Source organism: Streptomyces sp. NPDC024687, assembly GCF_055559055.1.
In genome coordinates, this window is the sequence record NZ_JBVHLJ010000002.1 from 911,483 (window position 1) to 935,695 (window position 24,213).

A 24,213-nucleotide genomic window follows, 5' to 3' on the forward strand; every position below is an offset into this window, starting at 1 on the left:
GGGCGCGTCGGCTCGGCGTCGGCGTCGGCGTCAGATGAGCAAGGAACCCCGACGAGCCCGTGCGACACCGCACCTGACGCCCATTGCGGGGAAGCGCTTCGACGCAAGGCTTCTCGGACTCGATGCAGTTTCCATACGGATCAGCCCATTCTCTCTGTCGCAGGGCTGCGCTAGGCTCCCGCAACGTGTCGAAGCGCTTCGACGTTGAGTAGGCGCCGCCGGCATGAGGGCAGGCCTTTCGACTCGATGGAGAGCTCTATGCCGAGTTCAGCCGGTTTCACTCGCCGCCAAGCCATGACGACCTCCGCGGCCCTCGCCGTCGCGGCGTTGTCCACCCCGTCGGCCGCCCAGGCCGCTGCCCGGTCCGCTGACTCCGACGCGTCGGAGTCAGCGCTGGACGTGGTCGCACACATGCAGCCGGGCTGGAATCTGGGCAACACCTTCGAGGCCATCGGCGCCGACGAGACGGCGTGGGGCAACCCGCGGGTGACCCGGGCGTTCTTCCGCAGGCTGAAGGCGCAGGGCTTCAGGAGCATCCGGATCCCGGTGACCTGGGGGCAGCACGAGGGCCCGGCCCCGGCCTACACCCTCGACCCGAAGTTCCTGGCCAGGATCAAGGAGGTGGTCGACTGGGCCCTGGCCGATGGTTTCCACGTCCTGATCAACATGCACGGTGACGCGTGGCAGTGGGTACTGAACATGCCCGCCCAGCATGACGCGGTCCTGGCCCAGTACACGGCAACCTGGCAGCAGATCGCGGCCACTTTCCGGAACGAGTCGCGCCGACTGCTTTTCGAGAGCGTCAACGAGCCCTTCTTCACCGGCAGTTCAGGCGACGAGCAGAACGCCGTTCTGATGAACGAGCTCAACACGACCTTCCACTCCGTTGTGCGCGCGACCGGCGGAGGCAACGCCGACCGGCTGCTTGTCATGCCGACCTTGGGGGACACCCCGGATCAAGCCAAGATCGACAGTTTGCTCGCCACCTTCGCCGCGCTCGACGACCCGAATCTCGTGGCCTCGGTCCACTACTACAGCTTCTGGCCCTTCAGCGTGAACCTCGCCGGCTACACGACCTTCAACGCGGCCACCCAGCAGGACCTGACCGACACGTTCGACCTGGTCCACAAGGCCTTCGTGGCCAACGGGATCCCGGCCGTCGTCGGTGAGTACGGGCTGCTCGGCTGGGACTCCGGCCCCGGCACGGTCGAAGAGGGAGAGACGCTCAAGTACCTCGAGTATCTCGGCCACTACGCGCGATACCAGGGCTTGACCACGATGCTGTGGGACAACGGCAGTCGCTTCAACCGCCGCACCCTGCAATGGAACGACCCGAGCCTCTATGCGCAGATACGGTCGAGCTGGACCGGACGCTCCGGCACCGCCTCCACCGATCAGCTCTTCGTGCCCAAGGGCAGGACCCCGGCGGACGCGGCGATCACGCTGAACCTCAACGGCACCAGGCTGACCAGAATCGATGTCGGCACCCGTCATCTGATCCGGGGGGTGGACTACACCGTCAGCGGCAGCACGCTGACGATCACGGCGGCGACGCTCGGCCGGCTGACCGCGTCGCAGGAGCACGGCACGAATGCCGTCCTGTCCCTCCGGTTCACGGAAGGAACTCCCTGGGCCGTCAACGTCATCACCTATGACAAGCCGGTGCTGACGAGCGCGACGGGTACGACCGCCTCGCTGGTGATACCCACCGCGTTCAACGGGGACAAGCTGGCGACCATGGAAGCCGTATACGCCGACGGCAGCCCCGCCGGCCCGCAGTCCTGGACGACGTACAAGCAGTTCAACGTGGCCTTCACGCCGGACTACACCGCGGGCACGATCACCTTGCCGACCGCGTTCTTCGGCGAGGTCACCGACGGCGCCACCGTGACCCTCACCTTCCACTTCTGGAGCGGGACGCGACTGACGTACACACTGACCAGGTCCGGCACCGCGGTCACCGGTACCTCCGCCTGAAACAGGAACGAGGCCCATCCTCCCTGAAGTGAAATGCCCAAAACATTACAAGGTGGAATAATCGACTTAACTCGGGAAACACCGTCACCGGTGTCCCCCCACTGACCGGGAAAAGGCGGATCGACCATGTCGAAGAAACCACATTCGTCCGAGCCACCGCACGGAAGGGGTCCCAGCCGGCACCAGGGCACCGGACAGCACGGCTGGTCGCCCGATGTGGACGAGACGCGCCAGCAGGACAACCCGAGCGCCGAACGCTCCTTCCGTCCCGAGCACGCCGCCAAGCCCGGTCCGGGCCGGACGAAGTCCGCCGAGGAGACGAAGTCCGTCCCCGGTGACACGGTCAAGAGCCCGAACGCGAGCGGCGAGGAATACGGCGACGCGGACGAGAAGGGCAGGCGCGACACCGGACACAAGGGCCGCTCCCAGCGCCCCAGCGGCACGAAGGACGCTGCCGCCAAGACCGGCGTGGACCCACAGGATCCGCCGCCCGCGCGCTGACCGGATCGACCCTCCGATCGGGCCCGGACGGCAGGCTCCCCGTCCAGCGACACCCCTGTCAGCAGATCCGCGGCAGTTGCTCCCCGATCGGCAGATCGACCACCCGCGTCCCTCCCAGGCCGGTCCGTGCCACGACCATGCCGGGATGCTCCTCCACGGCCTCGCCGATGATCACGGAGTCCGCGCCCAGAGGATGGGCGCGCATCGCCGCGAGGACGGCTTCGGCGTGCTCCCGCGGGACGAAGGCCACCAGCTTGCCCTCGTTGGCGATGTACATGGGGTCCAGTCCGAGAATGGCGCAGGCGTTGGCCACGGCCGGCGGGACCGGGACGTCGCGCTCCTGAATGACCACCCCGGCGCCGGAGGCCTGCGCGATCTCATTGAGCGAGGCGGCCAGGCCGCCTCGGGTGGGGTCGCGCAGGACGTGCAGATCAGAGGTGACGGCGAGCATGGCGTCGACCAGGCCGCCGAGCGCCGCGCAGTCGCTCTTGATCTCCACCCCGAATTCCAGTCCCTCGCGTACGCTCATGACCGCCACCCCGTGGACGCCGATGGCGCCGCTGACGATCACGACGTCTCCGGGGACGACCCGCTGAGGGCGCAGATCGACGCCCGCCGGGACGAGACCGATGCCCGCGGTGTTGATGTAGATCCCGTCACCGTGGCCCGCCTCCACCACCTTGGTGTCCCCGGTGGCCACCTCCACACCGGCGGTGCGCGCGGCCGCCCCCAGAGCCTCGGACACCCGAGTGACCACATCCAGCTCGACGCCCTCCTCCAGGATGAATCCGCAGGAGAGGTAGGCGGCGCGGGCACCGCTCATGGCGAGGTCGTTGACGGTGCCGTTGACCGCCAGGTCGCCGATGCTGCCGCCCGGGAAGAACAGCGGCCGCACCACGTAGGAGTCGGTCGAGAACGCCAGCCGGGCACCACCCAGGGACAGGACGGCGGCGTCACCCATCTGGGCGAGCACCTCGCCCCCGAAAGCGGGAGCGAAGATCTGCTGGACCAGTTCGGCGGACAGCACTCCGCCGCCGCCGTGGCCCATGACGACCCGCGGCCGGTCCCGCAGCGGCGCCGGACACGTCCACGCCTCGACGTCCAGGGCGGGGACGGGGAGATCGGTGGTGTCAGACAACGGGGGTCGCCTCCTGGACCTTGGTGGCGGGCATGTCCAGCCGCCGGTAGAGGTAGTACGCGGCGCAGGCTCCCTCGCTGGAGACCATGGTGGCCCCCAGCGGCGTACGAGGCGTGCACAGCGTGCCGAAGGCCTCGCACTCGTGCGGCTTGAGCAGTCCCTGCAGGACCTCTCCGCTGCGGCACTCGGCCGGCTCCTGCGTGCGGATGCCCTCGACGGAGAAGCGGTGCTCGGCGTCGTAGGCGCGGTACTTCGGCGCCAGCCGCCAGCCGCTCTGCGGGATCACCCCGATGCCGCGCCAGGCGCGGTCGGTGACCTCGAAGACGTCCTCCAGCATGGCCCGGGCGGCCGGGTTGCCCTCCGCGCGAACGGCACGGGCGTAGGCGTTGTCGACGGTGTGCTCACCGCGTTCCAGCTGCCGGACGGTACGGCGCACGCCTTCGAGGATGTCCAGGGGCTCGAAGCCCGTCACCACGATCGGCACCCGGAAGCGCTCCGCCAGTTCCGGGTACTCCCCCATGCCCATCACGCTGCAGACATGGCCGGCCGCGAGGAAGCCCTGCACCCGGCAGCTCGGCGACGACATGATGGCCTCGATGGCGGGCGGTACGCGGACATGGGACACCAGCATGCTGAAGTTCGGGATGCCCAGCTTCCGGGCCTGATGGACCGTCATGGCGTTGGGTGGTGCGGTCGTCTCGAAGCCGATGCCGAAGAACACCACCTCGCGGTCCGGGTTCTGCTGGGCGATCCGCAGCGCGTCGAGCGGTGAGTAGACGACGCGCACGTCACCGCCCTCTCCGCGGACCTGGAACAGGTCCCGTCCGGTGCCCGGCACCCGCAGCATGTCACCGAAGGAGCAGAAGATCACCTCCGGTCGGGAGGCGATCTCCAGCGCCTTGTCGATGACCTCCAGCGGAGTCACGCACACCGGACAGCCGGGACCGTGGATCAACTCGACCTTGTCCGGCAGGAGTTGGTCGATGCCGTGCCGGATGATGCTGTGCGTCTGCCCCCCGCACACCTCCATCAGGGCCCACGGCCTGGTCACCGCGGCGTGAATGTCGTCGAGGAGCCGGCGTGCCAGCTCCGGGTCCTGGAACTCGTCGATGTACTTCACTACTTGCGCACCTCTTCCACCGGGTCGACGCCCGCCTCCGTCGCCGCCATCTCCCAGGGGTCGCCGAACTCCTCCTGCAGCAGGCCGAGTTCGGCGAAGAGTTCGAGCGTCTGCCGCGCCGACTCCTCGTCCAGCCGTTGCAGGGCGAACCCGACGTGGACGATGGCGTACTCGCCGACCTGGAGGTCGGGCAGATACTCCAGGCACACCTCCTTGACCACGCCGCCGAAGTCGACGGTGGCCATCCGGGTGCCGTCCCGTTCCTCGATGTCCAGCACTCTGCCGGGTACCGCCAGGCACATGAGCCTCTCCTCGCTGTGGTCGCGCGTTTGCTCAGTCGGTGGGAGTGGGACCAGGGGTGGCGCGTGCGGCCACCATCAGTTGGCCCAGCGCCAGACCACCGTCGTTGGGCGGCACCAGGTGGTGCCGCAGGACCGTGAAGCCGTCCTCGCGCAGGGTGGCGGCACAGGCCGAGGAGAGCAGCGTGTTGGCGAACACGCCTCCCGTCAGGGCGACCGTGTCCAGTCCGTGCCGCTCTCGCGCCCGCGCGCACATCCGGTGCACCAGGCCGGTCACGCCCCGGTGGAAGCGCGCGGCGACGAGGGCCGGCTCGACACCCACGCGCAGGTCGCCGACGATCGCCGCGAGTACGGGTGCCGGATCGGCCCGTACGGCGCCGTCCTGGTTCTCCTCCGACGCGTGCAGGGCGAAGGCGTACGCGGTGGTGTCGTCGGCCGGTGCGTGCAGGGCCGCCCCCTCCAGTTCGACGGCGGCCTGTGCCTCGTATCCGGCTCGGTGGCACACCCCGGCGAGAGAGGACACGGCGTCGAAGAGGCGGCCCATGCTGGACGTGGGGACACAGTTCAGGCCGCGCTCCAACTGCCTTTTCAGGACGTGGAGTTCGTCGGGGGGGCAGGCGGTCGTACAGGCGAGGTCGTCGGACCAGTCGATTCCGGCCGCCCTCAGATGGGCCAGTGCCATGCGGTACGGCCGGCGCACCGCGGCGTCACCACCGGGCAGGGAAACATAGGCGAGATGTCCGAACCGGGTGAAGCGGTCGTAGTCCGCGAGCAGGAACTCCCCGCCCCATACGGCGCCGTCGTCGCCGTGGCCGGTGCCGTCGAAGGCGACGCCGATCACCGGCCGGGTGCCGTCCAGTCCGTGCTCGGCCATGGCGGCGGCGATGTGCGCGTGATGGTGCTGGACGCGTACGACGGGCCGGTGCGCCGCGTTCCGCTCGGCCCATCCGGCGGAGCGGTAGCCAGGATGCCGGTCGGAGACCAGGGTCTCGGGGCGCACCCCGGTAATGGACTCCAACTGCGCCACCGCGCGCTCGAAGACCCGCTGTGTGCCTACGTCGTCCATGTCGCCGATGTGCGCCGACAACCAGGCTTGACGGCCCGCCCCGAGACAGAAGGCGTTCTTCAGGTCTCCGCCGACGGCGAGGGCCGGCAGCACGGGCAGCGGGAGGGAGACCGGCAGCGGGGCGTAGCCACGCGAGCGGCGGATCACCAGTGGCTCCCCGTCGCAGACGCGGACCACGGAGTCGTCGCACGGGACGTGGATCGGCCGGTCGTGGGTGAGCCAGGCGTCGGCCAGGTGCGCGAGTCGCTCCAGCGCCTCGTCGTCGGTGACAATGGGCTCACCGGACAGGTTGCCGCTGGTCATGACGAGCAGTCCGGGGCCGTCCGGGTCGCCGGGCAGACCGAGCAGCAGATGGTGCACGGGTGTGTAGGGCAGCATCACGCCGAGGTCGGGGCTGCGGGGTGCCACGGCCTCGGCGGGCCGGGGATCCCCGCCGGCGTGCGGACGCCGTCTCAGCAGGACGACCGGTCTGGCCCGGCCTTCGAGGAGGTTCCGCTCCGCCGGGCTCAGCCGGACGAGGTGACGGACGTCGTCCGCGGTCCTGGCCATGACGGCGAACGGCTTGTCCCCGCGCGCCTTCCGCCGGCGCAGGAGGGCGACCGCTTCCTGGTTCGAGGCATCGCAGGCCAGGTGGTAGCCGCCCAGGCCCTTCACGGCGAGGATCGTTCCCCGCTTCAGCAGCGCGCGGGCCCCGGTGACCGGGTCCGCCCCCTCGACCTCGCCGAGCCTTGCCTCCTGGGCGAGGACCAGCTTCAGACGGGGCCCGCAGGCCGGGCAGGCGACCGGCTGCGCGTGGAACCGGCGGTCGGCCGGATCCGCGTACTCCCGGGCGCAGTCGGGGCACATCGCGAAGCCGGCCATCGTGGTGTTCGCCCGGTCGTACGGCACGCCGGTGACGATCGTGAAGCGCGGGCCGCAGTGAGTGCAGTTGACGAACGGGTGCCGGTAGCGCCGGTCCGCCGGGGCGGCCAGCTCGGCGAGGCAGTCGGCACAGGTGGCGGAGTCGGGGGAGACCAGGGTGCGGGCCGGTCCGCCGGTGCGCGAGGTGAGGATGGTGAACGCGGTGCCGCCGACGGGAGGCATCTCCCGGTGGTGGACGGACTCCACGCGGGCCAGCGGCGGTGCCTGGGCGGCGACGAGCTCGCAGAACCGGGCCACGGCCGAGGCGCTGCCCTCGACCTCCGCGACGACACCCTCCGGGGTGTTGGTCACGTGTCCGGCCAGGGCGAGTTCGGTGGCAAGGCCGTAGAGGTAGGGCCGGAAGCCCACGCCCTGTACCACTCCCCGGACGGTGACCCGGCGGCGTCGCAGGGTGTTCTCGGCGACGGTGGTGGGAGCCTGCGGACCGCTCACGAGTGGGTGTGGGCCATGGTGCCGGTGGCCTCCGGGTGCGTGTGCGCGTGAGTGTGCGGGTGAGGCTGCCGGGCCATGACCGGTGAGTGGACCGGTGTCCCGTCCATGGCGGCCAGCGCCCGGTCGAGCAGCGAGCCGACCCCCAGCCCCCGGCGTGCCGACGTCAGGATCACCTCGACTCCGGGGTTGACCTGCTCCACATTCGCGCGGAACGCCGCCTCGTCGAACTCGACGGCGTCCGCGATGTCGGTCTTGGTGACCACCACGAGGTGGGCGAGGCCGAAGGCGGTGGGGTACTTGAGCGGCTTGTCCTCGCCCTCCGTCACGGAGGCGAGGGTGACCCTCAGCGTCTCCCCCAGGTCGTAGGAGGCCGGGCAGACCAGGTTGCCGACGTTCTCCACGAACAGCAGCCGGGTGTCGTCGGGCAGCCACCCGTCCAGGTGCCCGGCGAGCATCCCCGCCTCCAGATGGCACAGTCCGTCGGTGAGCACCTGCTTGACGGGGACCCCCGAACGCGCCAGCCGGGCCGCGTCGTTCTCGGTGGCCAGATCGGCGCTCAGCGCCGCGACGGGAACGGCCCGCTCCCGGGCCCGCAGCAGTTCGCGCTCCAGCAGCGCGGTCTTGCCGCTGCCCGGACTGGACAGCAGGTTGACGAGCGCGATACCTCGAGCCGCGAGCTGCGCGCGCAGTTCGTGGGCGCTCGCGTCGTTCTTCGCGAGTACGGCCTGCCGCAGGTCGACGACACGACACATGGTTCAGCGCTCCTCGGAGATCGGTTCGCGGGTGGGCGTGTGCGCGGGGCCGAGGCCGTCCTCCCAGTGCACGTCGACGATCTGCAGTTCCCGGCCCGCGAGCAGGTCGGTCTGCGTACCGCCGCACGCGGGGCAGATCAGCCGGGGCGGCATGCCGACGGCCCATTCGTGTGCGCAGGGGGTGCAGCGGGCCCGCCCGGGCACCGCCTCGGTGATCAGCTCGGCGCCTTCCAACAAGGTTCCGGCGCAGGCCAGTTCGAAGGAGAAGGCGAGTGCGTCGGGTACGACTCCGGCCAGTTCGCCCACCTGGAGCCGTACCGATCGCACCGCCGTGACCTCGGCCCGTGCGGCGGCCTCTTCCACCTGGTCGACGACGGCCAGCGCGATGGACATCTCGTGCATGGTTGCCGTCCTTCCGTCCGCGGCTGCCTCCGGTCGGCCTTCATTAGAGGCGCGCGCGGCGGGTCGCACGGCCCGGCACGCCGTTGTCGGCCGGAGGGTAAGCCGTTCGACCCAACCGCGCGGCACTCCGGCGGCGGGTCCGATTCACATCCGTCTGATGCGCAGGTAGCGCCTCAGGTCGGGAAGCACCTCGACGACGACAGCGACCATGGCGGCGACGGCCGCTCCGCCGATGACGATCTTCTTCATCCCGTCTCTCCTCATGTCGGAGCCTCAGCGGTTGAGGCCTGCGCCACGGACGGCTCGCCGTCCCGCAGCAGCTCTTCGATCAGCCGGACGGCCTCCGGCACGGCTTCGGACACCGGCGGGCTGAGACCGATGCCCTCGTCCACCGAGGCCGGTTCGCATCCCACGACCAGGACGCGGCGTGGTGGCTCGCCGCCGGTCCCGGCGCACAGGGTGGCCAGCAGCGCGAGGACGGTGTCGGGGGTCATCCGGTGGCCGTCCAGCGCGGGGGCGGCGGGTGAAGGGCTCCCTCCGCCGACGTCGTGCTCGATCACGTACAGCGTGCCGGGGGCTTCGCCGCGAGCCGTGGCGTCCACGAGGACGAGGGTGTCGTAGCCGTCCAGCAACTGATAGGCGAGGTGCACTCCGCGCACCCCGATGTCCACGACCTCGATGTGTCCGGGCAGGTCGTGCTCGGCGAGCCGGCGGGCGGTCTCCACACCGAAGCCGTCGTCCCCGAGGAAGACGTTGCCGATGCCCGCCACGAGCGTCCTTGGACCCGGCGGTGGGGGAAGGTTCATACGTCGTCCTCCAGCGGTGTGACCTCGTCGGGCTGGAAGTACAGGAACCGTCCCTGCTCGCGGCGGACGTCGGCGCCCGGGTCGCCCTCGACGGTGACCGCCAGGTGCACCCCGCCGTCCACGTCGTGCAGCACCGCTTCGACCTTCGCGGTGCGGCCCCGCAGGAAGATGTCCTGCGCGTCGGTGCGCCGCGCCCCCGGACGCAACTCGACGCGGCTGCCTTGGCCCACCGACCGGCCGTCCACGACCACCCGGTCCTGCGCCGGGTCGAAGCCCGCGTCGCTCGCGGGGTCCCACCAGGGGGTGTCCGGCCGGATCACCCCGTATTCGTCGGGGAAGCCGCCGTCCGGGGCGGCAGGGCCGGGACCGGTCACCTCGCGCAGGCTCCGCACCGCCCCGTGCAGACGCTCCAGAACCTCGGGGGGCATCGAGTCCGCCAGCTCGATCACGGCGGCCGCCCGCTCGTCCGTACCCCGGGCCTCGCGTTTCTCCTCGTCGGTGAGGGCCGCGGTGCGCAGCGCGAGGATCTCGTCGATCTCAAGGGCGTCGTAGAGCGCGCCGGGGCTCTCCGGCGCGATGGCCGGATGGTCCTCCAGGATGATCGGCGAGGACAGCACGAGGTCGGCGCGGCCGGGTTCGCCGGCGAGTACGGGCCAGGTGTGCAGGTTGCGGCAGGCGGCGACCGCACCCTTCGCCCACTCGGGGGGATCGGTCATCGAGAGGAACGATCCGGCGCTGAGGGCCATGAGGAGGTGGGTGGCCACCAGGGAGCGCGGCAGTGCCGCCTCCCGGTCCGCGCCGCGGCCCTCGGGCGGTGTCCAGTCGCTGGTGTTCTCGACGACGGCAGTCAGCCGCAACACCCGGTAGGGGCCGTCGAGTTCGCGGGCGTACAGCCGTACGGTCCCGCTGATCTCCTCGCACCGCCGCACCAGTCGGCCGACGGCGCGGCCGGCCTCGTCCAGGACCGGCTCGGTGTCCTCGCGGGCCGGGAGCCGGAAGGGATGCGTGACGCCGTCACCGAGGAGCTCGTCCACCGCGGCGACCACCTCGACGCGCTCCTCGCCCCCCTCGTCCCAGGGCATCAACACCCGGTCGGCGAGGCGGAGTTCGGGCACAATGTCGAAGCCGCCGTCCGGACGGGCCCGCTGCACCGTGCGCCGCCGGGCGTGCAGGAAGCGCACCTCGACCGAGAGGGTCGACCCCGCCTTCGGTTCCATCAGACACTCGGTGTGCTGGAAGTCGTTCTCCTCGCGCTCGGTGCCCCAGCCGGGCGGCACGAGCACACCGAACTGCCAGCGCAGCCGGTTCTTGGCCGCCGAGGCGCGGTACGGGTAGAGCACATAGCCCTCGAAGAGGACGGCGTCGGCCACCTGCCGGGCGAGAGCGAGGCGCTCCTCGGTCTCGGGGGCGAACGCGGTCACGGTCACGGATCGGTCCTTCCGGTGGTGGCGGTGAGGGCGCGCAGCGGGTCGTGCGCGGGCGGGTCGGCACCCATCTCCAGGAGCGCCGCGACGGTCGCCTCCCAGGAGGGCAGGGCGTGCCGGGAGCGGTAGGCGAGGAGGGCGTCCATGGTGTCGCGGGGCAGCCGGATCCAGCCGCAGCCGGGGAAGTGCTGCTCGACCATCTCCCGCCAGGCGGTGACGGGCATCCGGAAGGCCGCCTCGCGGTCCCACGGGACAGGCTCCACCTGGAAGCCGCCGTCTCCGGTGAACGCCGTACCGGAGAAGAGCATCAGCAGGGGCACCTCGCCGTCGGTAAGGGCGGTGAGGTAGCGGGTGGCGGCGATGTCCATGTCGTAGGTGCAGGGCACGACGAGGTCGGTCTCGATCTCTCCGGTGAAACTCGGGACCATGACCGAGACCTGGGCGAACTGCACCGGCTGGAGCGTGCTGCCCCAGCGTGAGCGCTCGCCGAAGAGGTCCGCGAGACCGTCGGCCTCGGCGGGCTCGTAGCCGCGGCGGGCGGGTTCGATGCGGATCTGGCAGCGCAACGCGAGGGCGTGCACACGCGCGTTGTCGCCCGCGGTGACGCGCAGCCGGAAGACGAGGGTCGGTCCGGCGGCGTACTGGTCGGCGCGGACACCGGTGCAGGCGAAGGAGAACGCGGTCACGGGTGACTCACCTCGCCCACGGGCCGGACGCGCAGGGCGACGTCCGCGAAGAACGCGTCCAGCGCCGCTCGGGCCTCGGCTCCACCGTCGAAGCCCTGCCACAACAGGCGCATACGGCCGACGAGTTCGTAGCAGATGTCGATCGGTACGAGGTGGCACTTGAAGCGGCCGTCCGTGCGGCGCAGCAGCAGCGCCTCCACGTCGGGTTCGAGCAGTTCGGCGAGGCGGCTGCCGCCGAGGACGTCCGTCCAGGTGGCCGGTTCGAGTTCGCTCTCGGTGGCTCCGGCCGGGCTCGGGTAGAGGGCGACCAGCCGGTCGAGCGCCGCGTTGCGGAAGAGGAAGGCGACGCCGACCGGGATCTGCAGCGCCTCCCACGCGCTCTCGTCGAGGCGGTGTCCGGGGTCGGTGAGGTAGCGGGCCGGGACCGTACGGAAGCGGCCGGCGGCGGCGCCCGGCTGCTCCATCAGCAGCGCGCACGGAGGGCAGGCGCAGACGAGGGCGCGTTTCTCGGTGTCGACGAGATGACGGTGGCCCGCCTCCACCGCCACGGCGCACAGCTCACACCGTTCGGGCTGCGGAGGCCTCTCGGTGAGGAACCTCCGCAGGCCGGGCGTGCGCGTCGCCGGGGACGCCGTCATCGGGCCCCCGTCGGTGCGGTGCCGATCTGGAGGAGCGTCGGCCCCGGCGGGGCGGTCTGTACGTCGACCGCTCTGACCTCCGGTGCGAAGCACGCGAGCGCCGCCTCCGCGGCCTCCCGGGCACCCGTGCCGGAGCCGCAACCGCAGCCGCCGGCCTCCCGGGCCCGCACCGTCAGGGTGCCGCTCTCCTCGTCGAAGCCCACCACCTCCAGGGTGTGTTCCGGGACACCGTCGAGGGCGCGGGCGATGCGGGTGTCGCGGTCCTCGGGGTGCAGGTCGTGCAGGACGAGCAGGCTCGCGACCAGGTCGTCGCCCAGGAGGCGTGCGGCTGCTTCGCCGGGAGCGCCGGACAGCAGGTGGAGGATGCGGGCGAGGCCAGCGCCGTAGAAGTCCATGAGGGAGCGGACGAGTTCCTCCGCCGCCGCGGCGGCGGCCGTGTCGCCGCTCTCGACCAGCCCGTCGAGGATCTCCTCGACGCGGCGCCCGGTCTGCTCCGTGGAGCCGGCCGCGCTCATCCGCCCAGTCCGCTCAGGCCGGTGGGCACGTGCATCGACTTCACTGTCTTGCCGCCCCCGACGTACATGTGGACGCCACAGGGCAGACAGGGGTCGAAGCTGCGGACGGCGCGCATGATGTCGATGCCCTTGAAGTTCTCCGGGGTGTTCTCCTCGAAGATGGGCGTGTTCTGCACGGCGTCCTCGTACGGGCCGGGCGTGCCGTAGGTGTCCCGGACGCTGGCGTTCCAGGGGGTCGGCGGGTACGGGTGGTAGTTGGCGATCTTGCCGTCCCGGATCACCATGTGGTGGGAGAGGACACCGCGGACCGCCTCGGTGAAGCCGACACCGATGCTCTCGTCCGGAACCTCGAACTTCTCCCAGGTCTGGGTGCGTCCGGCGCGGACCTCCGCCAGTCCCTTCTCCGCGAAGTGCAGGGCGACGGCGGCGGCGTACGCCTGGAAGTACGTGCGGGCGCGGTTGCGCTCCAGCGCGTTGGACCACTTCGGGATCTTCCACTCGAAGGTGGTCTCCGGCTTGGTCATGGTGCGGGGCAGGTTGATGACCACGCTCTGGCCGGTGGCCTTGACGTACCCGATGTCGACGAGACCGGACAGGGCGGTCGACCACAGGCGGGCGATGGGGCCGCCGCCGGTGTCCAGGGCGAGGTGGTCCTTGCCGTCGAACCAGCGCGGGGACATGACCCAGCTGTACTTGTCGTCGAAGTTCCGCTTCTGCGGGGTGGGGATGGTGTGCTGGTTCCACGGGTGGCGCGGGTCCACCGGGTTGCCGAGCGGGTCATGCGTGACGAACTGCTCCTGGCCCTGCCAGTCCTCGTAGTAGGAGCTGCCCAGCAGAATGCGGATGCCGAGGTTGATCTCGGTGAGGTCGTTGGTGACGAGCTTGCCGTCCACGATGATGCCGGGCGTGACGAACATGCGCCGGCCCCAGTCGGTCATGTTGGCGTAGGTGAAGTCGCAGTACTCGGGGTCGTTGAGCGCGCCCCAGCAGCCGAGCAGGACACGTCGGCGGCCCACTTCCTCGTACCCGGGCAGCGCCTCGTAGAAGAAGTCGAACAGGTCGTCGTGGAGGGGCACGACGCGCTTCATGAACTCCACGTAGCGCATCAGCCGGCTGAGGTAGTCGGTGAAGAGCTGCACCGAGGCGATGGTTCCGACGCCGCCCGGGTAGAGCGTGGAGGGGTGCACATGGCGGCCCTCCATCAGGCAGAACATCTCGCGCGTGTAGCGGCTGACCTGGAGGGCCTCGCGGTAGAACTCGCCCTCCAGCGGGTTGAGCGAGCGCATGATGTCGGCGATCGTGCGGTAGCCGTGCTCCGCGGCGTGCGGGGCCTCGGTGCGCTCGGCGAGTTCGAGGACGCCGGGGTTGGTCTCCTTGACCATCTTCTCGCAGTAGTCGACCCCGACCAGGTTCTCCTGGAAGATGTTGTGGTCGAACATGTACTCCGCGGACTCGCCGAGGTTGATGATCCACTCGCCGAGGTGCGGGGGCTTCACGCCGTACGCCATGTTCTGCGCGTACACCGAGCAGGTGGCGTGGTTGTCGCCGCAGATGCCGCAGATGCGGCTGGTGATGAAGTGGGCGTCGCGGGGGTCCTTGCCGCGCATGAAGACGCTGTAGCCACGGAAGACCGACGAGGTGCTGTAGCACTCCGCGACCCGCTTCTGCTTGAAGTCGATCTTCGTGTGGATGCCCAGGCTGCCCACGATCCGGGTGATCGGGTCCCAGGCCATCTCCACCAGGCCGCTGCCGTCGCCGGCCGCCTTTGTCGTCGGTGCCATCTGTGTGCCGTGCCCTTCGTTGCGCGGGAGGTTCGAGTGGGGGGTGCACGAAGCGGGGAGCGGTTACGTGCGGCGGATCACCACGGCGGTCGGTATCCCGTGGTGATCCTGTCTCCGGTGCGGCGCCACTTGGGCTCCTTGTCCACCGTCTTCGCGGTGATCGACCGCAGCTTGCGGACCACGGCGCCGTACGCTCCGCTGGCGTTGCTCGACACCTTGGCGCCGGGGGGTTCGTCCATGAACGGCATGAACTTGTCGGGGAAGCCGGGCATGGTGCAGGCGATGCAGATGCCGCCGACGTTGGGGCAGCCGCCGATCCCGTTCATCCAGCCGCGCTTGGGCACGTTGCACTTGACGACCGGGCCCCAGCAGCCGAGCTTGACCAGGCACGTCGGCGAGTCGTACGACAGGGCGAACTGGCCCTGCTCGTAGTAGCCCGCGCGGTCGCAGCCCTCGTGCACGGTGGCCCCGAACAGCCAGGTGGGGCGCAGTTTGTCGTCCAGCGGGATCATCGGGGCGGCGCCGGCCGCCTGGTAGAGCAGGTAGGTGAGCGTCTCGGAGAAGTTGTCGGGCTGGATCGGACAGCCGGGGACGCACACGATGGGGATGCCCGCGTGGGACTTCCAGTCCCAGCCGAGGTAGTCGGGCACGCCCATCGCGCCGGTCGGGTTGCCCGCCATGGCGTGGATGCCGCCGTAGGTGGCGCAGGTGCCGATGGCGACGACCGCCAGTGCCTTCGGGGCGAGCCGGTCGATCCACTCGCTGGTGGTGATCGGCTGGCCCGTCTCCGGGTTGTCGCCGAAGCCGCACCAGTAGCCCTCGGGCTTGATCGCCTCGTTGGGGATGGAGCCCTCGACGACCAGGACGAACGGGTCGATCTCGCCCCGCTCCCCCTTGAAGAACCACTCGATGAACGTGTCCGAGCCGCCGACCGGACCGCACTCGAAGTCGATGAGCGGCCAGTGGACGGCGATCTTCGGAAGGCCCGGCAGCACACCGAGCACGATCTCCTCGATGCTGGGCTGCATGGCCGCCGTCAACGCGACCGAGTCACCGTCGCAGCTCAGGCCCGCGTTGATCCAGAGAATGTGGATCGTGGGTGTCTCGTCGGCGGGCGCGCCGCTCGCGTCCGCAGCGCCGACCGTGTCCGGCGTCGCCTCAGTCATGGGACCCTCCTGGGGAGGTAAGGGATGAAGGCCCAGATTTCGACCATCGCTTTTCTTCGTATCAGCCGTTCGGCCGTGATGTGACGCCATTGAGGGCCGTTCCGGTGACGTCCGCCGCGGAGGGGGTCGGACCGGTTTGCGCAACCTGGGCGGAACCGAGGTGCGGCGGGGTGCACGCCGGCCGCTCCTTGTGGACGAAGGCACGACGCAGCGAGTGGTACGGGGCGTCCGGGTCGTCGAAGGTCCGGCGCATGCGGGCCAGCTCCTGCTCACGGAAGCCGACCAGCGGGGTCACGCTCTCCAGCCGGTCCAGCTCCGTCTTCTTCGCGGTGATCCGTGACGCCGTCGCCGGCAGTGACGCCAGACGGGCCGCCAGGCCGCCGACCTCCCGCGCGAACTCGTCAGGAGAGCAGTCGACCACCCGGTCGACGAGCCCGAGGCGCAGTGCGCCCGCCGAACTCACCGGCAGGGCCTCGGACATGAGCCGTTCGGCCGTCGCGGGACCCACCTTGCGGGGCAGGGTGTGCGTCCAGTACTCGGAGCCGTACAGGCCCATCAGGCGGTAGTGAGGGTTCAGTACGGCGCCCGAGCGGCACCACACCTCGTCGGCCGCCAGGGCGAGCATCACCCCGCCCGCCGCGGCGTTGCCCGCGACCGCCGCGACCACCAGTCGGTCCGTCGTCGTCAGGACCGCCTCGACCAGATCGTCGATGGCGTTGATGTTCGCCCAGGACTCGGCAGCGGGGTCGTCCGCGGCCTCGATGACCCCCAGGTGGATCCCGTTGGAGAAGAAGTCCCGTTCGCCGCCCAGCACCAGTACGGACGTGGGCCGCTCGCACGCCTCCCGGTAGGCGTCCAGCAGACGTCGGCACTGCTCCGTGCTCATGGCGCCGCCGGGGAAGGAGAACGAGAGGAACCCGACGTTCCCGTCCTCCCGGTAGCGGATGTCCGTCCAGGTGCGGTGCCGCTCCTCGGGCAGCGGGGGCAGGGCATGGTCGGGCAGGGGCGGCAGCAGGTCGCCCAGTGCCGTCACGGCAGGCAGCTTGTACGTGGGCGGCTGCCCGGGCACGCGCCGGGGCCGCAGCTCGGGGATCCACACGGCGCCGTCCCCGGTGGCCCGGCACACCGCCCCGGCCCTGGTGGCCAGCAGCTCGCCCGGGCGGCCGCGCAGCACGCTCTCGGGGTGACCGCCGTGCAGATACCACTCACGGCCGAGCAGGACGTCCAGCACACCGGGCTGCGAGTCCGCCGCTCTCAGCTTGCGCAGGACGTCCTGCGTGGAGTCCTCGGCCCAGTCGATCCGCCGGACGTTCTGGTCGAGGTAGGGACGGGGCCTCAGACGGGTGTCGGCCGTGCCCGCCGCGTCCTGCTCGCGCGGTACGTAGGTGCCCCCGGCGAAGCGCTCCACCGCGAGCAGGACGGCCTCGAGGGCGGCGTCGGCGATCTCGCCCCGGTACAGCTCGCTCTTGGGAACCGGAGGGACCCGGCACGGTACACAGGCCCACACGTCACCGGCGTCCATCTCCCCGTCGGCCTGCAGGACGGTGACGCCCCACTGGTCGACGCCCTCGTGAATCGCCCAGTCCAGGGAGGAGGGACCGCGGTCGCCCACGGGCCCCGGATGGACGACGAGGCAGGTGTGCGCCGTCCAGACCTCCTCGGGAATCGCCGTCTTCAGCATCGGCGCCACGACGAGCTGCGGTGCGTGCCGCCGCACGGTTTCGGGCAACGGGCTGCCGGGCAGGGCGAGTTCCACCGCCACGGTGTGGCCACGGTCGCGCAGCTCGGCGTGGACACGCTGGGTGAGGCTGTTGAACGCACTGGCCAGTAGCAGGATGTGCACGGCTGCCTCCGGGACGGACGAACGGCAGGCAGGGATGGCCGCCGGACGCGATCCTCGGGCAAGGCGGCCTGCCGTTCGCAACGACAGGCGGTGGGATCATCCGAAAGCGGGCGCCGATCCGCCGTCCGGCCTCACTGGCCGCGACCGACGGCGCCACTGATGATCACGTGCGGCGCAGGCCGCTGGTGATGCGCTCCCACCGGGAGCGGGTGGCACCGAAGTGGGTCTCATGTGTCCAGATGTGGGTGCACGACCGGCACTGCAGGTGGAGCAGGCTGCCCACGTGGGACAGCAGGTAGCGCCAGTGCTCGGAACAGGTGCGCCCCTGCTCGCAGGTGGCGCACCCGCGACGGTCGTCGCAGTTCGGGCAGGCCACCCAGGCGCGGCGGCCCATGTCCGCCTGCGGGTCAAGCGGCAGCATCGCCGCCGCCTCTCCGCGGCAGCACGCCGGCCGAGACCAGCTCGTCGTACACGCGCTGTTGCTCCGCGCTCAGGCCGGAATACAGCAGCTCGTACGCCGCTTCCTCACCGCGCAGCGCGGCGACGGGGTCCCAGTCGGGGCCGAGAGCGTCCAGGACATGAGCGCGCCGGAGCAGTTCATGTGAGCTGAGGTCGATGTCCAGGTCGACCGTCGGGAGCGGGTCGCCTGGAACGGCGCGGCCATGAGAGGACATGGGACCGAACGTAGGCAAGCGCTTCTCGCCCCGGCAAGAGCAGGTGGGAGAAGTCACAGCAGGCCGCGCCCCCGGGGACGTCCGAGGGCGACCCGTACATGCCAGGTGGGCGGCCACAGAGCGACCATGGCGACCCACCGCCGCCAGGATGGCTCTCGCGCCCAGCAGACGCCGCACTCGCGCTATCCAGGGGCCGCTCCCTCCCACGAGCCAGGCGACGGCGAACGCGGGGACGACCATCCAGGCGGCGAGCATGTTGGTGAGGAATCCGCACCCGATCAGGAAGTGATGTCACTCCCCCAGACGAGCACCCGCCCTGAACAGGCATTTCCCCTGGCCCCTTCCGTGGGGCGGAAGGGGTATTGCGGTGTCGCGACACCCTTCCGGACGATGTCGTCATCACCCAACGACGGGAGCCGCAGCCATGCCACACACGACGAGTTTCGCCAGGAACCAGTGGTACGTCGCCGCCTACAGCCACGAGGTGGGCCGCGAGGAGTTGCTCGGCCGGACGATCCTCGGTGAACCGCTCGTCTTCTACCGGACCGAGGAGGACGGCACGCCCGTCGCGCTCGCCGACCGGTGTGTGCACCGCCGGTTCCCGCTGCACGAGAAGCCGAGCCGGCTCGACGGCGACCGGATCGTGTGCGGGTACCACGGGTTCACGTACGACACCACGGGCACCTGTGTGTACGTGCCGGGCCAGAAGCGCGTACCGCGTACCGCGCGCGTCGCCTCCTACCCCGTCGTCGAGCTGGACTCCCTGATCTGGGTGTGGATCGGCGACCCCGCGCTCGCCGACGCCGACACCATCCCGCGCGCCAGGCACCTCGACTCCCCCGGCTGGGTCACCGTCCGCGGCATGGAGCCGATCGACGCCGACTACGGCCTGCTCGTCGACAACCTCCTCGACCTGTCCCACGAGACGTATCTGCACGGCGGTTACATCGGCACCCCCGAGGTCGCCGAGACGCCGATCACCACGGAGGTCGACGAGGGCGCCGGCATCGTACGGGTGAGCCGGCACATGGACGACGCCGCATGCCCGCCGTTCTACGCGAAGTCCACCGGCATCGAGGGCCGGATCACCCGCTGGCAGGACATCGAGTACCACGCGCCCTGCCTCTATCTGCTGCACAGCCGTATCGCCCCGGTCGGCGTGCTCCCCGAGGCCGACGGCAGCGACCCGAACGGCTTCCACACCGAGATCACGTACGCGATCACGCCGTCGAGCGACGGTCACGTGTACGACTTCTGGATGGTCTCGCGCGACTGGGCGACCGAGGACACCGAGGTCACCGAGTTCCTGCGGGGCAACAACCACACCGTCGTCATGCAGGATGTCGACGCGCTCAACCTGCTGCAGAAGACGCTCGGCACCGAGCGCACCGGCTACCAGGAGCTGAGCATCAACATCGACACCGGTGGTCTCGCCGCCCGCCGCATCCTCGCCCGTCTCGTCGAGGAGGGCGACAAGCCCGTGGAGAAGGTCCTGTGAGTGCCGGAGCCACCGGGGAGATCTACCGCATCGACTGGCTGCCGGGCACCGACGTCCTGCACGGCACCTGTCACTGCGGCCGCGAGCACACCTCGCAGGACCCGATCGAGATGTGGGAGTGGATGCTCGCGCACCCGAACGGGCATGCCCCGCAAGGACACGAGCCGCCCCCGCACGAGCCGCAAGGAAACAGCTCATGAGTGACGCGTACGAAGCCGAACTCGTCGTCGACCGCAGGGACCCGGCGGCCGACGGCGTGCTCGCCCTCACCCTGCGCCACCCGCTGGGCGAGCAGCTTCCGGAGTGGGAGCCGGGCGCCCACATCGACGTGGTCCTCGGTCCCGGCCTGGAGCGGCAGTACTCCCTGTGCGGCGACCCGGCCGACCGTACGGCCTGGCGGATCGCCGTCCTCCGCGAGCCCGCCGGGCGCGGCGGATCCGCCCATGTGCACGGGCAGTTGAGGCAGGGCGACAAGGTCCGGGTGCGCGGGCCGCGCAACCACTTCGCCCTGCGGCCCGCGCCCCGTTACCGGTTCATCGCGGGCGGCATCGGCATCACCCCGATCCTGCCCATGCTCGCGGCGGCGGAGGCCGAGGGCGCCGAGTGGACCCTGTTGTACGGCGGCCGGACGCGTGAATCCATGGCGTTCACCGAGGAGTTGAGCCGCTACGGCGATCGCGTCACCGTCGCTCCCCAGGACGAGACCGGTCTCCTGGACCTCGCCGCGGTGCTGGACGGCGTTCCCGAGGGCACCCTCGTCTACTGCTGCGGGCCCGGTCCGCTGCTCGACGCGGTGGAGGCGCGCTGCCCGGCCGGACTGCTGCACGTGGAGCGGTTCGCGCCGAAGGAGCAACTGGAGGGCGAGAACACCGAGTTCGAGGTCGAGCTGGCACAGACGGGCACGACGGTCACCGTCCCTGCGGACGTCTCGGTGCTGGACGCCGTGCGTGCTTCCGGCGTCGAGGTGCTGTTCTCCTGCACGGAGGGCACGTGCGGCACCTGTGAGACCGACGTCCTCGACGGCACCCCGGACCACCGGGACTCCGTGCTCACGGACGAGGAGCGGGAGGCCGGGGAGACGATGATGATCTGTGTGTCCCGGTGCCGGGGGAAGAAGCTGGTACTGGACCTGTAGCCATCCGGAGGTCGGCCTCGATGCCGGCCACGGTCTCCAGCAGCGGCGGCAGCAGATCCCGCCGTACCGCGGCGAGTGTCGTACGCCCCGCCTGCACGGGGATGTTGACCGCGGCCACCACCTCGCCGCCCCGGTCCCGCACCGGGGCGGCGATCGAGCGCAGCCCCTCCTCCAGCTCTTGGTCGACGAGCGCGTATCCCTGTCTGCGCACCCGCTCCAGCTCGGTCCGCAGCAGCGCGGCGGAGTCGATCGTGCGAGCGGTCAGCGGAGTAAACTCGATCCGGGCCAGGCGCACTTCGGTCTCCTCCTCCGGCAGGTGCGCGAGCATCACCCGTCCGACCGAGGTGACATGGGCGGGGAAGCGGGTGCCGACGGTGATCGCCGCGCTCATGATCCGGCGCGCGGGCACCCGGGCCACGTACACGATGTCGTCGCCGTCGAGCACGCACAGGGACGACGACTCCCTTGTCCTCTCGACGAGTTGCTCCAGGTGCGGTTCGGCGATCTGGGCCAGCGAGAAGCTCGACAGGTAGGAGTAGCCGAGTTCCAGGACGCGCGGGGTGAGCCGGTAGGTGCGGCCGTCGGCGCGGACGTATCCGAGATCGGCCAGGGTCAGCAGGAATCGGCGGGCCGCCGCGCGGGTCAGTCCGCAGGCGCGGGCGACCTCACTGAGGGTCAGTTCCCGGTGGTCGGCGTCGAAGGAGCGGATCACGGCGAGGCCTCGCTCCAGGGAGCGCACGAAGTGAGGGGCGCGGTCTGCTTCGGGCATCGTCGCCTCCGATGAGTGAATGTCAACAATATTGTCAGCCAAAGGTGTTGACCCGACCCCCGCGAGCCCCATACCTTTCGCGCTGAGCACCACTGTGCGGTCTGCGCACAGCCTGTCGGAACAACAAGTCTGCACAGGAGGAGCCATGCGTCGTCTGCTCGTCGCCCTCGCGGCCGGAGCATTACTGGTCACCGCGTCGGCCTGTGGTTCGTCCGGCGACTCGGGGGGATCGGACTCGGGATCGTCGTCCGGCGGCACCACCACCGTCAAGCTCGGCCTCATTCCGATCGTCGATGTCGCGCCGATCTATCTGGGCCAGAAGAAGGGCTTCTACAGCAAGCACGGCCTGAAACTGGAGATATCGAACGCGTCCGGTGGCGCGGCGATCGTGCCCGGGGTCGCCAGCGGGCAGTTCCAGTTCGGCTTCTCCAACGTCACCTCCCTGTTGATCGCCCAGTCGTCCGGGGTGCCGATCAAGGCGGTCTCCACCGGCATCGCCTCAACGGGCGTACAGGGCAAGGACTTTGCGGCCATCGCGGTGAAGAAGGGCAGCTCGATCACGTCCGCGAAGGACCTGGAGGGCAAGAAGGTCGCCATCAACACGCTGAAGAACATCAACGAGTCCGCGGTGCGCGAGTCGGTCCGCAAGGCCGGCGGCGACCCGGACAAGGTGAAGTTCGTGGAGCTGCCCTTCGACCAGATGCCGGCCGCTCTCGACGGCGGTCAGGTCGACGCGGCCTGCGCGGTCGAGCCCGCGCTCGCCACCATCAAGAGCCAGGGCGGCCAGGTGATCGCCTCCCCGCTGGTGGACGTGGCCAAGGACACCACGGTCGCCATGTACTTCACCTCGACGCGGTACCGGCAGCAGAACGCCGACGTGGTGAAGAAGTTCCAGGAGGCCACCGCCGAGTCCCTGGCCTACGCGGACGCCCACCCGGACGAGGCACGCCGGATCATCACCACCTACACCAAGATCCCGGCGTCGGTGCTGGCGCAGGTGACCCTCCCGAAGTGGCCGGCCGAGCCGAACAAGGAGTCCGTCGAGGCGCTGGCGAAGCTGGGCGAGGGAGACGGGTTCTTCAAGAAGACCCCCGACGTCGACGCGCTGCTTCCGTGAGGTTCCAGAACGCGGCGCTGGGCGCCGCCGGGCTCGCGGCCTTCCTCGCCCTGGGCGAGGCGGTGCCGCGGCTCGGTCTGGTCAAGGATGCCTACTTCCCGCCGACCAGCCGGATCGCGCGCGCCTTCGCCGACGAACTCTCCGACGGCGCCTTCTGGACGGCACTCGGCGACACCCTCACCGGCTGGGCCCTGGGCCTGGCCATCGCCGCCTCGGCGGGGATCGTCATCGGCGTGATCGTCTCGGTCGTGCCGTATCTGCGCGAGGCGACGGCCTCGACGATCGAGTTCCTGCGCCCGATCCCCTCGGTCGCCCTCATCCCGCTGGCGGTGCTGCTGTACGGCAGCGAACTGCGCTCGGTGCTGCTGCTCGTCGTGTACGCCGGCTTCTGGCAGGTCCTCCTCCAGACGCTCTACGGCGTCCAGGACGTCGACCCCGTCGCCGAGGAGACGGCACGCTCGTACGGTCTCGGCACCTGGGCGCGGATCCGGCACGTCCTGTGGCCGACCGCGCTGCCGTATGTGATGACCGGGGTCCGGCTGGCTGCGGCCGTCGCACTGATCCTGGCCATCACCGGTGAACTGGTCATCGGGGCACCGGGGTTGGGCGCAAGGATCGCGGTGGCGCAGAACTCGCAGGCGGTCCCGGAGATGTACGCGCTGATCGTCGTGACCGGCCTTCTGGGGCTGCTCATCAACGTCGGCGCGCGTACCGTGGAGCGACGGGCGCTGGCCTGGCACCAGTCGGTGCGCGGGGAGGTGGCGGTGTGAAGCGGCTCGCTCTGCGGCTCTTCTTCGTGCTCGCGCTGCCCGCGGTGCTGGTCATGGTCTGGTGGCTGGCGTCGAACGGCAGCACCAACGTCTTCTGGCCGCCGCTGCGCACGATCCTGAAGACCTTCCCGGACGTGTGGACCGCCGACCGCCTGCGCGACGACGTCCTGCCCAGCATCTGGCGCCTGGTGGCCGGTTACACGCTGGCGGCCGTCGTCGGTGTCGCCGCCGGCACGGTCATCGGCTCCTACCGGCGGGTGCGGGCGGTGTGCGAACCGGTCCTGGAGTTCCTGCGTGCGGTCCCCCCGCCGGTCCTGATCCCGGTCATCATGCTGTTCGCGGGCATCGGCGACACCATGAAGGTCACCGTCATCGCGAGCGGCTGCGTCTGGCCCATCCTGCTCAACACCGTCGAAGGCGTGCGCGCGGTTGACCCGGTGATGCTGGAGACGGCCCGCTCCTACGGCATCACCGGCCCCTCGCGGCTGCGCAACCTGGTGCTGCCCTCGGCCGGCCCGCAGATCTTCGCGGGCCTGCGCCAGGCGCTGTCCATCGGCATCATCCTGATGGTCATCAGCGAGATGTTCGCGGCCAGCAACGGCATCGGCTTCACCATCGTCCAGTTCCAGCGCAGTTTCGCGGTCCCCGACATGTGGACCGGCATCCTCGTCCTCGGTCTGCTGGGGTTCGTCCTCTCCGTCGTCTTCCAGCTGGTCGAGCGGCGGGTCCTCGCCTGGTACCACGGCCTGCGCGCCTCGGCCCGGCGGTCCCCGTGAATCACCC

General features: G+C 70.4%; 26 protein-coding genes. 8 read left to right on the forward strand and 18 right to left on the reverse strand.

The features are described from left to right. Positions 1-294: 294 nt before the first annotated feature. Entirely contained in the window at positions 295-1,977 is a 1,683-nt protein-coding gene (locus ACZ39I_RS10910; RefSeq protein WP_467244170.1) for a cellulase family glycosylhydrolase, read from the forward strand. A gap of 126 nt (positions 1,978-2,103) precedes the next feature. Beyond that, positions 2,104-2,478 carry a hypothetical protein gene (locus ACZ39I_RS10915; RefSeq protein ID WP_467244171.1) on the forward strand — a complete coding sequence of 125 codons (375 nt, stop codon included), beginning with the start codon at positions 2,104-2,106 and terminating at the stop codon, positions 2,476-2,478. Positions 2,479-2,536: 58 nt separating this feature from the next. Here the strand turns inward: ACZ39I_RS10915 and hypE are convergent, their stop codons facing one another. From hypE to ACZ39I_RS11000, 17 genes are all read right to left on the reverse strand, one after another. Next, positions 2,537-3,616 (reverse strand): hydrogenase expression/formation protein HypE, encoded by a 1,080-nt coding sequence (gene hypE / locus ACZ39I_RS10920; RefSeq protein ID WP_467244173.1) that lies wholly within the window; start codon positions 3,614-3,616, stop codon positions 2,537-2,539. Continuing rightward, positions 3,609-4,736 (reverse strand): hydrogenase formation protein HypD, encoded by a 1,128-nt coding sequence (gene hypD, locus ACZ39I_RS10925; RefSeq protein ID WP_467244175.1) that lies wholly within the window; start codon positions 4,734-4,736, stop codon positions 3,609-3,611. Before hypD ends, hypE begins: the two co-directional genes overlap by 8 nt. Beyond that, the gene (locus ACZ39I_RS10930; RefSeq protein WP_467244176.1) at positions 4,736-5,038 is read right to left on the reverse strand and encodes a HypC/HybG/HupF family hydrogenase formation chaperone; all 303 of its coding nucleotides are present in this window, start codon (positions 5,036-5,038) and stop codon (positions 4,736-4,738) included. Before ACZ39I_RS10930 ends, hypD begins: the two co-directional genes overlap by 1 nt. A 31-nt stretch (positions 5,039-5,069) precedes the next feature. Further along, complete coding sequence (gene hypF / locus ACZ39I_RS10935) at positions 5,070-7,454, reverse strand: carbamoyltransferase HypF (protein WP_467244177.1); 2,385 nt, start codon at positions 7,452-7,454, stop codon at positions 5,070-5,072. Continuing rightward, positions 7,451-8,206: a hydrogenase nickel incorporation protein HypB gene (gene hypB, locus ACZ39I_RS10940; protein WP_467244178.1), complete on the reverse strand. Its 756-nt coding sequence runs from the start codon at positions 8,204-8,206 to the stop codon at positions 7,451-7,453. The genes hypF and hypB overlap by 4 nt, the downstream gene beginning before the upstream one ends. A gap of 3 nt (positions 8,207-8,209) precedes the next feature. Continuing rightward, positions 8,210-8,608, reverse strand: a complete 399-nt coding sequence (gene hypA / locus ACZ39I_RS10945; RefSeq protein ID WP_467244180.1) for a hydrogenase maturation nickel metallochaperone HypA — start codon at positions 8,606-8,608, stop codon at positions 8,210-8,212. 144 nt (positions 8,609-8,752) lie between these two features. Next, positions 8,753-8,857 carry a DUF6893 family small protein gene (locus ACZ39I_RS10950; protein ID WP_371563411.1) on the reverse strand — a complete coding sequence of 35 codons (105 nt, stop codon included), beginning with the start codon at positions 8,855-8,857 and terminating at the stop codon, positions 8,753-8,755. An 11-nt stretch (positions 8,858-8,868) separates the two neighbouring features. Further along, on the reverse strand, positions 8,869-9,414 hold the full coding sequence (locus ACZ39I_RS10955) for a hydrogenase maturation protease (RefSeq protein ID WP_467244182.1): 546 nt from the start codon (positions 9,412-9,414) through the stop codon (positions 8,869-8,871). After that, the gene (locus ACZ39I_RS10960; RefSeq protein ID WP_467244183.1) at positions 9,411-10,841 is read right to left on the reverse strand and encodes a hypothetical protein; all 1,431 of its coding nucleotides are present in this window, start codon (positions 10,839-10,841) and stop codon (positions 9,411-9,413) included. Before ACZ39I_RS10960 ends, ACZ39I_RS10955 begins: the two co-directional genes overlap by 4 nt. Beyond that, complete coding sequence (locus ACZ39I_RS10965; RefSeq protein ID WP_467244184.1) at positions 10,838-11,524, reverse strand: DUF6084 family protein; 687 nt, start codon at positions 11,522-11,524, stop codon at positions 10,838-10,840. Before ACZ39I_RS10965 ends, ACZ39I_RS10960 begins: the two co-directional genes overlap by 4 nt. Next, the gene (locus ACZ39I_RS10970; RefSeq protein WP_467244185.1) at positions 11,521-12,162 is read right to left on the reverse strand and encodes a DUF5947 family protein; all 642 of its coding nucleotides are present in this window, start codon (positions 12,160-12,162) and stop codon (positions 11,521-11,523) included. The genes ACZ39I_RS10965 and ACZ39I_RS10970 overlap by 4 nt, the downstream gene beginning before the upstream one ends. Then, positions 12,159-12,677, reverse strand: coding sequence for a hypothetical protein (locus tag ACZ39I_RS10975; RefSeq protein ID WP_467244186.1), 519 nt, complete (start codon positions 12,675-12,677; stop codon positions 12,159-12,161). Before ACZ39I_RS10975 ends, ACZ39I_RS10970 begins: the two co-directional genes overlap by 4 nt. Further along, positions 12,674-14,458 (reverse strand): nickel-dependent hydrogenase large subunit, encoded by a 1,785-nt coding sequence (locus tag ACZ39I_RS10980; protein ID WP_062047154.1) that lies wholly within the window; start codon positions 14,456-14,458, stop codon positions 12,674-12,676. Before ACZ39I_RS10980 ends, ACZ39I_RS10975 begins: the two co-directional genes overlap by 4 nt. A 77-nt stretch (positions 14,459-14,535) precedes the next feature. Further along, positions 14,536-15,624, reverse strand: a complete 1,089-nt coding sequence (locus ACZ39I_RS10985) for an NADH-quinone oxidoreductase subunit B family protein (RefSeq protein WP_467244188.1) — start codon at positions 15,622-15,624, stop codon at positions 14,536-14,538. Between the two features lie 61 nt (positions 15,625-15,685). Beyond that, positions 15,686-17,467, reverse strand: coding sequence for an enoyl-CoA hydratase-related protein (locus ACZ39I_RS10990; protein ID WP_467244190.1), 1,782 nt, complete (start codon positions 17,465-17,467; stop codon positions 15,686-15,688). A gap of 163 nt (positions 17,468-17,630) precedes the next feature. Then, complete coding sequence (locus ACZ39I_RS10995) at positions 17,631-17,888, reverse strand: hypothetical protein (RefSeq protein WP_467244191.1); 258 nt, start codon at positions 17,886-17,888, stop codon at positions 17,631-17,633. Next, positions 17,875-18,141: a DUF6400 family protein gene (locus ACZ39I_RS11000; RefSeq protein ID WP_352381000.1), complete on the reverse strand. Its 267-nt coding sequence runs from the start codon at positions 18,139-18,141 to the stop codon at positions 17,875-17,877. Before ACZ39I_RS11000 ends, ACZ39I_RS10995 begins: the two co-directional genes overlap by 14 nt. 424 nt (positions 18,142-18,565) lie before the next feature. Between ACZ39I_RS11000 and ACZ39I_RS11005 the strand changes: the two genes are divergently transcribed. From ACZ39I_RS11005 to ACZ39I_RS11015, 3 genes are read left to right on the forward strand one after another with little or no spacing between them, the layout of a single operon-like run. Beyond that, positions 18,566-19,639, forward strand: a complete 1,074-nt coding sequence (locus ACZ39I_RS11005; RefSeq protein WP_467244193.1) for a Rieske 2Fe-2S domain-containing protein — start codon at positions 18,566-18,568, stop codon at positions 19,637-19,639. After that, positions 19,636-19,839, forward strand: a complete 204-nt coding sequence (locus ACZ39I_RS11010) for a hypothetical protein (protein ID WP_403667791.1) — start codon at positions 19,636-19,638, stop codon at positions 19,837-19,839. The genes ACZ39I_RS11005 and ACZ39I_RS11010 overlap by 4 nt, the downstream gene beginning before the upstream one ends. Then, positions 19,836-20,774, forward strand: coding sequence for a PDR/VanB family oxidoreductase (locus tag ACZ39I_RS11015; protein ID WP_467244194.1), 939 nt, complete (start codon positions 19,836-19,838; stop codon positions 20,772-20,774). Before ACZ39I_RS11010 ends, ACZ39I_RS11015 begins: the two co-directional genes overlap by 4 nt. Here ACZ39I_RS11015 and ACZ39I_RS11020 read toward each other — a convergent pair. Beyond that, the gene (locus ACZ39I_RS11020) at positions 20,689-21,543 is read right to left on the reverse strand and encodes an IclR family transcriptional regulator domain-containing protein (RefSeq protein ID WP_467244195.1); all 855 of its coding nucleotides are present in this window, start codon (positions 21,541-21,543) and stop codon (positions 20,689-20,691) included. The genes ACZ39I_RS11015 and ACZ39I_RS11020 overlap by 86 nt on opposite strands. A 145-nt stretch (positions 21,544-21,688) precedes the next feature. On the opposite strand from ACZ39I_RS11020, the gene ACZ39I_RS11025 reads away from it, so the two are divergent. The 3 genes from ACZ39I_RS11025 to ACZ39I_RS11035 are packed head-to-tail and all read left to right on the forward strand — an operon-like array spanning position 21,689 to position 24,206. Next, positions 21,689-22,660 carry an ABC transporter substrate-binding protein gene (locus ACZ39I_RS11025; RefSeq protein ID WP_467244196.1) on the forward strand — a complete coding sequence of 324 codons (972 nt, stop codon included), beginning with the start codon at positions 21,689-21,691 and terminating at the stop codon, positions 22,658-22,660. Then, complete coding sequence (locus ACZ39I_RS11030; RefSeq protein ID WP_467244198.1) at positions 22,657-23,430, forward strand: ABC transporter permease; 774 nt, start codon at positions 22,657-22,659, stop codon at positions 23,428-23,430. The genes ACZ39I_RS11025 and ACZ39I_RS11030 overlap by 4 nt, the downstream gene beginning before the upstream one ends. Further along, positions 23,427-24,206 (forward strand): ABC transporter permease, encoded by a 780-nt coding sequence (locus tag ACZ39I_RS11035; protein WP_467244199.1) that lies wholly within the window; start codon positions 23,427-23,429, stop codon positions 24,204-24,206. The genes ACZ39I_RS11030 and ACZ39I_RS11035 overlap by 4 nt, the downstream gene beginning before the upstream one ends. Positions 24,207-24,213: the final 7 nt, after the last annotated feature.